This is a genomic window from Agromyces humi (assembly GCF_009720255.1).
GTDB lineage: Bacteria > Actinomycetota > Actinomycetes > Actinomycetales > Microbacteriaceae > Agromyces > Agromyces humi.
In genome coordinates this window covers 1-9,111 of the sequence record NZ_WJSP02000131.1, presented here as the reverse complement: position 1 = coordinate 9,111, position 9,111 = coordinate 1, and the positions used below count along the sequence as shown (strand labels likewise).

The 9,111-nt window shown below is 70.2% G+C and carries 10 protein-coding genes; 6 read left to right on the top strand and 4 right to left on the bottom strand.

Annotation, left to right across the window (positions count from 1 at the left end; all coding sequences use genetic code 11):
- Positions 1–135 precede the first annotated feature (135 nt).
- The 3 genes from GH736_RS11915 to prpB all read left to right on the top strand — a co-directional run bounded on the left by GH736_RS11915 (position 136) and on the right by prpB (position 3,519).
- Positions 136–1,674 (top strand): MmgE/PrpD family protein, encoded by a 1,539-nt coding sequence (locus tag GH736_RS11915; protein ID WP_203230743.1) that lies wholly within the window; start codon positions 136–138, stop codon positions 1,672–1,674.
- Positions 1,675–1,676: 2 nt separating this feature from the next.
- Positions 1,677–2,519, top strand: coding sequence for an oxidoreductase (locus GH736_RS11910; protein ID WP_159603501.1), 843 nt, complete (start codon positions 1,677–1,679; stop codon positions 2,517–2,519).
- Between the two features lie 100 nt (positions 2,520–2,619).
- Positions 2,620–3,519 carry a methylisocitrate lyase gene (prpB, locus tag GH736_RS11905; RefSeq protein ID WP_159603500.1) on the top strand — a complete coding sequence of 300 codons (900 nt, stop codon included), beginning with the start codon at positions 2,620–2,622 and terminating at the stop codon, positions 3,517–3,519.
- 164 nt (positions 3,520–3,683) lie between these two features.
- On the opposite strand, the gene GH736_RS11900 is transcribed toward prpB, so the two are convergent.
- Entirely contained in the window at positions 3,684–4,277 is a 594-nt protein-coding gene (locus GH736_RS11900; protein ID WP_159603498.1) for a hypothetical protein, read from the bottom strand.
- Positions 4,278–4,349: 72 nt separating this feature from the next.
- Positions 4,350–4,598 carry a hypothetical protein gene (locus GH736_RS11895; RefSeq protein ID WP_159603496.1) on the bottom strand — a complete coding sequence of 83 codons (249 nt, stop codon included), beginning with the start codon at positions 4,596–4,598 and terminating at the stop codon, positions 4,350–4,352.
- Positions 4,599–4,866: 268 nt separating this feature from the next.
- Here GH736_RS11895 and GH736_RS11890 point away from each other — a divergent pair, with 268 nt between their 5' ends.
- On the top strand, positions 4,867–6,000 hold the full coding sequence (locus GH736_RS11890; protein WP_159603494.1) for a bifunctional 2-methylcitrate synthase/citrate synthase: 1,134 nt from the start codon (positions 4,867–4,869) through the stop codon (positions 5,998–6,000).
- Positions 6,001–6,155: 155 nt separating this feature from the next.
- Positions 6,156–6,716 (top strand): thioesterase family protein, encoded by a 561-nt coding sequence (locus GH736_RS11885; RefSeq protein WP_159603492.1) that lies wholly within the window; start codon positions 6,156–6,158, stop codon positions 6,714–6,716.
- Between the two features lie 52 nt (positions 6,717–6,768).
- Here GH736_RS11885 and GH736_RS11880 read toward each other — a convergent pair whose 3' ends face one another.
- A complete protein-coding gene (locus GH736_RS11880) occupies positions 6,769–7,878 on the bottom strand; it encodes an AI-2E family transporter (RefSeq protein WP_235934082.1) in 1,110 nt (369 codons plus the stop codon).
- Positions 7,879–7,979: 101 nt separating this feature from the next.
- The gene (locus GH736_RS11875; protein WP_159603490.1) at positions 7,980–8,492 is read right to left on the bottom strand and encodes an SRPBCC domain-containing protein; all 513 of its coding nucleotides are present in this window, start codon (positions 8,490–8,492) and stop codon (positions 7,980–7,982) included.
- A gap of 66 nt (positions 8,493–8,558) precedes the next feature.
- Here GH736_RS11875 and GH736_RS11870 point away from each other — a divergent pair, with 66 nt between their 5' ends.
- Positions 8,559–8,981, top strand: coding sequence for a VIT1/CCC1 transporter family protein (locus tag GH736_RS11870; protein WP_159603488.1), 423 nt, complete (start codon positions 8,559–8,561; stop codon positions 8,979–8,981).
- Positions 8,982–9,111: the final 130 nt, after the last annotated feature.

Below are 9,111 nucleotides of genomic sequence, written 5' to 3'. Positions count from 1 at the left end.
TGACGCCCGCCTCGCGCGACGATGGCGCCGACGCCCGAGCCGCGTTCTTCGCACGCCGCACCCCGTTCGGCAACCCCCCGGCCGCAGTTCGCGCGCCCCGGGGCATCCACAGGCCCCATTCGATACGGTGGGCACGTGAAGACCCACCACCTGCGCACCCACCGAAGCGACGAGAACCTGGTCCGCGAGGGCCAGCTCGCCTGGCAGCTGGCGGGGGTCGCGACCGACCCCGTCGAGCTCGATGACGACGTCGTCGACATGGTCGTCAACCGGGTGATCGACAACGCGGCGGTCGCGGCCGCCTCGCTCGCCCGCAAGCCGGTCGTGTCGGCGCGAAGCCAGGCGCTCGCACATCCGGTGTCGATCGGCGGCGACGGCGCCACGGTCTTCGGCGCGGATGCCGCACGCCGCACGTCGCCCGAGTGGGCCGCGTGGGCGAACGGCGTGGCCGTGCGCGAGCTCGACTTCCACGACACGTTCCTCGCCGCGGAGTACTCGCACCCCGGGGACAACATCCCGGCGATCGTGGCCGTGGCCCAGCACCTCGCCGCCGCGCGCGGCCTCACCGGTCGCGACATCGTGCGCGGCATCGCCACCGGCTACGAGATCCAGATCGACCTCGTGAAGGCGATCTCGCTGCACAAGCACAAGATCGACCACGTGGCGCACCTCGGCCCGTCGGCCGCCGCCGGCATCGGCACCCTGCTCGGGCTCGACCAGGAGACGATCTTCCAGGCCATCGGCCAGGCGCTGCACACCACCACCGCCACCCGCCAGTCGCGCAAGGGCGAGATCTCCACATGGAAGGCGCACGCCCCCGCCTTCGCCGGCAAGATGGCCGTCGAGGCGGTCGACCGCGCGATGCGCGGCGAGACCAGCCCCGTGCCGATCTACGAGGGCGAAGACGGCGTGATCGCGTGGCTCCTCGACGGGCCGGATGCCTCCTACGAGGTCACGATCCCCGAAGACGGCGAGTCCAAGCGCGCCATCCTCGACTCCTACACGAAGGAGCACTCGGCCGAGTACCAGGCGCAGGCGTGGATCGACCTCGCCCGCAAGCTCCACGACGAGTACCCGCTGGTCCTCGACGACCCCGACCGCATCGAGTCGATCACCCTGCACACCTCGCACCACACGCACTACGTGATCGGCTCGGGCGCGAACGACCCGCAGAAGTACGACCCCGACGCCTCCCGCGAGACGCTCGACCACTCGATCCCCTACATCTTCACGGTCGCGCTGCAGGACGGCACCTGGCACCACGCCGACTCGTACTCGCCCGAGCGTGCGCACCGCGACGACACGGTCGCGCTGTGGAGGAAGGTCTCCACGGTCGAGGACCCCGAATGGACGCGCCGCTACCACTCGAACGACATCGCCGAGAAGGCGTTCGGCGGTCGCGTGGTCATCAAGCTGTCCGACGGGAACGAGATCGTCGACGAGATCGCCGTCGCCGACGCGCATCCGCTCGGCGCCCGGCCCTTCGCGCGCGAGCAGTACGTGCAGAAGTTCCGCACGCTCTCCGAGTGGGTGCTCGAGGAGGCCGAGATCGAGCGGTTCCTCGACCTCGCGCAGCGCCTGCCCGAGCTCGGCCCCGATGAGCTCGGCGGCCTCACCATCACCGCGGCGCCGGGCGCGCTCGTCGGCGTCGACATCCCCACGGGGCTGTTCTAGCCATGGCCGGGTCCGACGGCGCCGGGCAGGTCGCCCTCGTCACCGGTGCCTCGTCGGGCATCGGCGAAGCCACCGCCATCGAGCTCGCCCGCCGCGGGTTCATCGTCTACGGGGCGGCGCGCCGAGTCGACCGCATGTCGGCCCTCGCCGGCCGCGGCGTGCACGTCATCGAGATGGACGTGACGGATGACGCGTCGATGACCTCGGGCGTCGAGCAGGTGCTGCGCGAGCAGGGCCGCATCGACGTGCTCGTGAACAACGCGGGCTACGGGTCGTACGGGGCACTCGAGGACGTGCCGCTCGATGAGGCGCGCCGCCAGTTCGAGGTGAACGTCTTCGGGCTCGCGCGGCTCACCCAGCTGGTGCTCCCCCACATGCGGTCCAAGCGCAGCGGGCGCATCGTGAACGTCTCGTCGATCGGCGGCAAGATGTACGAGCCGCTCGGCGCCTGGTACCACGCCACGAAGTTCGCGGTCGAGGGCCTCAGCGACTCGCTGCGCGTCGAGCTCGAGCCGCACGGCGTGCACGTCGTCGTGATCGAGCCCGGCGCGATCCGCACCGAGTGGGGCGGCATCTCCGCGCAGAGCGCCCTGGCCCGCTCGGGCGACACCGCCTACGCGCAGCAGGCGCACCAGCTCGCGAAGACCTACGGCGTGGCCGACCGCCCAGGCGTCGGAGCCGACCCGCGCGTCGTCGCCGCCGCCATCGGCAAGGCCGTCACCGCCCGCCGGCCGCGTACCCGCTACGCGGTGCCCACGAGCGCGAAGGCGATCCTGCTCGCTCGGCGGCTGCTCAGCGACCGCGCCTTCGACGCCGTCATCACGCGCGCCTACGGCATGCGCTGAGGCCCGGTGCAGCGGATGCCGCGTGCGGCGCCTGCGCTGCGGCATCCGCTCGGCCATGCGGCATCCGCGCGAAGCTAGGCTGGATCGGAGGAGGCCCACCATGCTCTATGCCCAGACTCCCGCCCATGAGAAGCGCCGGCTCTTCCGCGAGCGCCTCGCCAGCGGGGAGATCATGCGGTTCCCGGGTGCGTTCAACCCGCTCTCGGCGCGGCTGATCGAGCGGAAGGGCTTCGAGGGCGTCTACATCTCGGGCGCTGTGCTCTCGGCCGACCTCGGCCTGCCCGACATCGGGCTGACCACGCTGACCGAGGTCGCCGGACGGGCGAAGCAGATCGCGCGCATGACGGAACTGCCCGCCATCGTCGACGCCGACACCGGGTTCGGCGAGCCGATGAACGTCGCGCGCACGGTGCAGGAGATGGAGGACGCCGGGCTCGCGGGCCTGCACATCGAGGACCAGGTCAACCCCAAGCGCTGCGGCCACCTCGACGGCAAGCAGGTCGTCGACGAGCACACGGCCCTGCAGCGGATCCGCGCCGCGGTCGACGCCCGCCGTGACGAGAACTTCCTCATCATGGCTCGTACCGACATCCGTGCCGTCGACGGCCTCGACGCCGCCGTCGACCGCGCGAAGAAGCTCGTCGACGCGGGGGCCGACGCGATCTTCCCCGAGGCGATGTCGTCGCTCGAGGAGTTCGCCGCGATCCGCGCCGCCGTCGACGTGCCACTGCTCGCCAACATGACCGAGTTCGGCAAGAGCGAGCTGTTCACGGTGCGGCAGCTGGCGGACGTCGGCATGAACCTCGTGATCTGGCCCGTGTCGCTGTTGCGCCTCGCGATGGGCGCTGCGATGCGCGGACTCGACGAGCTCGAGGAGACCGGCTCCCTGAACGGGATGCTCGGGCAGATGCAGCACCGCGCCGACCTCTACGAGCTCATCGACTACGAGGGCTACAACCACTTCGACACGTCGATCTTCAACTTCCGCGTCGCCCGCTGACCCGCGGCATCCGCCGCCCCCCGCCCCCCGCTGACCCCGCGGCATCCGCCGCCGCGCCCCCCGCCCCCCGCCGCTCCGGCCGCCCGCCGCCTTGCCGTGCCTTCGTGAGGACGGGATCTGCGCGTGATCGCGCTGTCGCACTCGCGGATATCGTCCTGACGAGGTCAGGTCGGGAACCACCGCGAGAACTGCGGCGCCCCCGTCCACCCCTTTCGCGCGAGGGTCCGAGCCACGCGCGCGACGAACGCCGCAGGATCGTCGAGGTCCAGTTGCGTCACCTCGATCACGTGCAATCCCGTGTCCTCGAGGCGGACGATGCGACCTCGATCGCGGCGCCACTGCAGCGCGTCGGTTCGATGGTGGTCGCCCTGGTACTCGAGCACCTCGCCGTACTCCTCGTACAGCAGGTCGACGCGGGCGAGGAAGCGACCGGCGTCGAAGATCGGCACGTTCGTTCGTGGACGGGGCAGGCCGCCGAGTTGGAGCAGGGCTCGCGTCTCCGACTCCTTCGGCGACTCCGAGCCTGCGTCGAGCAGGTCGCACGCGATGCGGAGCTTGACGTGCAGCCGGCGGTCGGGATGGCGTCGTACGGCACCGACGAGATCCGCGCCGCGGACGAGCAGCGGATCGCCGGCTGCGACCAGTTCGGGGACCGTCAGCGTTCGCGCGAGATCGCACCAGGTGCGCGCTGGTGAGGTGAGACGGATGCCGCGGAGCAGCCCGACCTCGTCGCCGAACACGATGAGGCTCCGCGCCACGATGCCCGCCCGCCGGACTGCACGACCGGGACCGGGCGTGGCCACCTCGACCTGCGGCGGCCGACCGAGCCGCTATGGCAGCGGAATGCCGTGGAGCTCGGCGGCGGCGGCCCCGCAGAGGAAGGCATGCGGAGGGAGCGCGAGGAGCACCGCTCGGCAGCGCTCCTCATAGTGCAGCGCGGCGCGGACTCGCACGCCGGAGGTCGGCGCGACCAGGTCGGATGCCCGGAGGCGGCCGGGACGGACGCCGGCCACCATCGCAGCTCGTGTGGTGAACGGCCCGGCGCCGAGCGCGTGGGGAATGGGGGATCGACGAGTCACGCCCGATCATGAGCGCCGCTGAGCCGCGCCGGACGCGTCCGACGACCACGTGGGGCGAGCAGCCCGTCCAGGCCCGAGCTGTGGAGGACGACTCGAGCGCCCCGCCGGGAGGCGTAAGGACGAGATCTGCTGGTTTCGGGATGGCTCGGACCCGCAGATCCCGTCCTCTCGAAGTGAGACGCTGAGGAACGGGATGCTGCGGCATCGGGGCCGGAGGGCGCACTCCGGAAGGGTAGGCTGATGCGGCACAGCGACGAAGGGGACGCACTTGGAAGAGCGAGAGATCTACAAGGGCCTGGCCGGCGTGCCGGTCGACTACACGGCGGTCTCGAAGGTCAACCCCGAGACCAACTCGCTGCTGTACCGGGGCTACCCGGTGCAGGAGCTCGCGGCATCCGTCACCTTCGAGGAGGTCGCCTACCTGCTCTGGTACGGCGAGCTCCCCGACGACCGACAGCTCGCCGAGTTCGAGGAGCGCGAGCGGTCGCACCGCGGTCTCGACCACGAGGTCAAGCGCATCATCGACGAGCTGCCCCTCACGGCGCATCCCATGGACGTCGTGCGCACCGCGGTCAGCGTCATCGGCGCGAGCGACCCGAACACGCCCGACGACTCCCGCGAAGCGAACCTCGACAAGGCGATCCGGCTGTTCGCGAAGCTGCCGTCGATCGTCACCTACGACCAGCGCCGCCGTCACGAGCTCGAGTTCGTCGAGCCGCGCGACGACCTCGGCTACTCCGCGAACTTCCTCTGGCAGGCCTTCGGCGAGGCGCCCGAGCTCGACGTCGTCACGGCGTTCGACGTGTCGATGATCCTCTACGCCGAGCACTCGTTCAACGCCTCCACCTTCACGGCGCGCGTCATCACGTCGACGCTCGCCGACCTGTACTCGGCGGTCGTCGGCGCCATCGGCGCGCTCAAGGGCGCCCTGCACGGCGGCGCCAACGAGGCCGTCATGCACGCGTTCGACGAGATCGGCATGGGCGAGGGCAGTGCCGAGCGGGCAGTGGCCTGGCTCGACGACGCGCTGGCGAACAAGCGGAAGATCATGGGCTTCGGCCACCGCGTCTACAAGAACGGCGACTCCCGCGTGCCGACGATGCGCGATGCGCTCGAGCGCATCGTGGAGCACTACGACCGCCCCGACGTCCTCGAGCTCTACGTGGCCCTCGAGACGGCCATGGGCGAGCGCAAGAACATCAAGCCCAACCTCGACTACCCGTCGGCGCCGGTCTACCACCTGATGGGCTGGGACACGGCGACCTTCACGCCCCTCTTCGTCGCCAGCCGGGTCACCGGGTGGACGGCCCACATCATGGAGCAGGCCGCGTCGAACGCGCTCATCCGTCCACTGTCGGTCTACGACGGTCCCGACGAGCGGCACGTGCCCGTCCGGGGCTGAGGCATGGAGCCGCCGCGGCGCGGCCGGGCGCGGCGGCTCGCCCGACGCGGCTTCGGACGGATCGCACAACGGCGGCGCGCGGCATCCGCCCGCCGGCTGTGCAGACCCGCCAAGGTGGAGGTTCCGTCAGCGGATCCCGCATACAGTCGTGGACTATGCACATGTTCTTCCGCACGCTGCTGCACGTGCTGTTCCTGTCCCGTCGCAAGCCCGATCTCGGCCACTACGACGTGGCGCGCACGAACTTCATCACCCTGCCGACCGACCTCGACATCAACCGGCACATGAACAACGGCGTGTACTTCTCGATCATGGATGTCGCGCGCTTCGACATGCTCGTGCGCAACGGCGTCTGGGGGGCGTTCCGAGCGAAGGGCTGGTATCCGGTCGTCGCCAGCGAGACGATCACGTTCCGCAAGTCGCTGAGCCTGTGGCAGCGGTTCACGATCGAGTCGAAGCTCGTGGGCTACGACGACAAGGCCGTCTACATGGAGCAGCGCTTCGTGCGACCCGGCCCCGACGGCGAGGCCGAGGTCTACGCACAGGGGTTCATCCGCGCGCGCTTCCTGCGCAAGACCGGCGGCACCGTGCCCGTCTCCGAGCTCATCGCCGAGTTCGGCGCGATCGAGGGCCAGGGCATCCCCGAGTGGATCGAACGCTGGGGCGCGGATGTCGCGCTGCCGGCGACGAGGGCCAAGGCGCCGTCGCTCTGGTGAGCCTTCGGGCGAGCGCCGCCCCGCGGCATCCGCTCGACCGCGGCCCGCTCGGCTAGGACCGCGCCTTCGCGGGCACGACCACTTCCTTGACGATGAGCAGGATGCCGGCCGCCACCGGGATCGCGACGAGCGCACCGGGCAGGCCGGCGAGCGTGCCGCCGGCGAGGGCCGCGATGAGCACGATCGAGCCGGGCACCTGCACGGCCTTCGACATCACCCTCGGCGTGAGGATGTACGCCTCGACCTGCATGTAGACGAGCATCGCGGCGAGCACGATGATGCCCGACAGCGGCGAGACGAAGAGCGCCAGCACGGTCATCACGATGGTGGTGAGCACCGTTCCGATGAGTGGGATGAGCGTGATGAAGAACGCCGCGACCGCGATGACGAGCGCGTATGGCACCTGCGCGACGGTCAGCACGATGAGGCTGAAGACCGCGTTGAAGAACGCGAGGATCACCATGCCGCTCAGGTAGCGGCCGACGTTCTGCATGATCCGTTCGGCGTATCCCACCACGCGCTCGCGATGCGAGGCCGAGATGAGTGTGTAGATGGCTGCCTTCGAGGAGTCGAGGGTCGCGATGAAGTAGATGGTCAGGATGAAGATGAAGAAGCCGGTCGAGATGCCGCCGACGATCGCCAGCCCGACGTTGAGCGCCCCGCCGCCGATCGTGGCCCACGTGCTCGGGTCACTGATGAGGCCGACCACCCAGTTGTAGACGGTGCCGATGATGCCGCCGGTGCCGGCTTGGGCGTCCTGGAACCACTGCTGCGACTGCAGGTTCTTGTACATGTCGGGCACCTGCTCGACGAAGGTGACCGCCTGCGTGACCACGAGCGGCAGCACGATCCACAGCATGCCGACGATGACGAGGACGAACAGGATGATCACGGTCAGGATCGCGACGCCGCGCTTCATGCCGCGCCGTTGGAACCACCGCACGAGCGGGTCGAGGCCGAGCGTGATGAACCCTGCCGCGAACACCGAGAAGAGCACGCCCCCGAGGCTGAGGAGCGTCCAGGCCAGCGCGAGGCCGAGGAGCACGCCGAGTGTGGCGATGAAAGCCCAGACCAAGGGACGATTCGCCATCATGTTGGCGGCACGCTCGCGACCGGTGCTGACCGTGCTGTGCTCGCGGGCGCGCCGCTCGATGCTCTTCACGGCGTCAGTCTAGGGGCGCGGATGCCGCGAGCCTCCGAAGCACGCACGACGTCGCCGAGGCGCCGGGCGTCGTCGGCCCGTCTGCCCGTCAGCGGTGCGTCTCAGCCGTGCGTCTCAGCCGGGACGTGCAGGCCCTTGTAGTGGTCGGCGAACGCCGGGTAGTACGTCTCCCACTCGGGCAGCGGGCGGCCGCCGTGGGCGGCCATGAGCCGGTCGAGGTAATAGTCCCAGCCGGGACCCATCGTCGCGGCATCCGCGGTGTTGGGAAGCCGCTGCCCGAAGGTGAGCGTGGTCATGCCGGCGGCCTCGCGGAGATGGGCGAAGACGCGGATGCCGGTGGGCGCCGGCCCCGAGTCGGCGAGGAACCGGTGCGGCGGCGCGCACTCGAGGATGCTCACGTTCTGCCACTCGGCGCCCTCGCCCTCGAACGTCATCTGGAAGCGCACGCCGCCGGTCTCGGGCCGGCCGGTGTAGGTGCCGATCCATGCGCGCATGGCGTTGGGATTGGTGAGGGCGTACCAGACCTCCTCGATGGGAGCGTGGAACAGGCGGTCGAACTGGAGGTACAGCCCGTCTGGCTTCAACGTGTAGTGGCCGGTCGGTTTCGCGGTCATGGCGCCCCCTGCTCGTCGTGGATCTCAGGCTAAACCCGGGGTGCGGCAAACCACTAGAGTTGCGCCATGGGATCAAGTGGGGGCGCCAAGCGCAAGCCGAATCATCCGTCGGGCGGGCAGTCGTCGAGCACGCGTCAGGCGACCGCGCAGCATGAGGAGGGCCTGAACATCACCGAGGGCAAGTCCGGTCTCTGGGGCTTCCTCGCCGGCGTCTTCGTGTTCGCGCTGATCGCCGTGCCGCTCTCGGCCGCCTTCTCGTTCGCGACGCACCCCAACACCCAGCAGCTCTTCGCGGGTCGCCTCGACGAGATGTCGCCCGGCGGCTACGTCGCGTTCTGGTGGGTCGTCACGATCTTCCTCGTCGCGCTGCCGTTCCTGGTGGGCTACGCCATCGCGCGCCTGTCGGGCCGCTCCGTCGCGATCGTCGGCGGCATCATCGCCGTCTTCGTCATCGCGATCCTCGTCATGGGGCAGATGTTCGTCTTCTGATCGGTCGCTCCGACCGGCTCCCCTGACCCGCCTGCGCCGTGCGCCGGCGGGTCAGGCCGTCTCGGCCTCGAGCACGGCCATGGCGGCGTTGTGGCCGCCGATGCCGCTCACCGCACCGCCGCGCACCGCG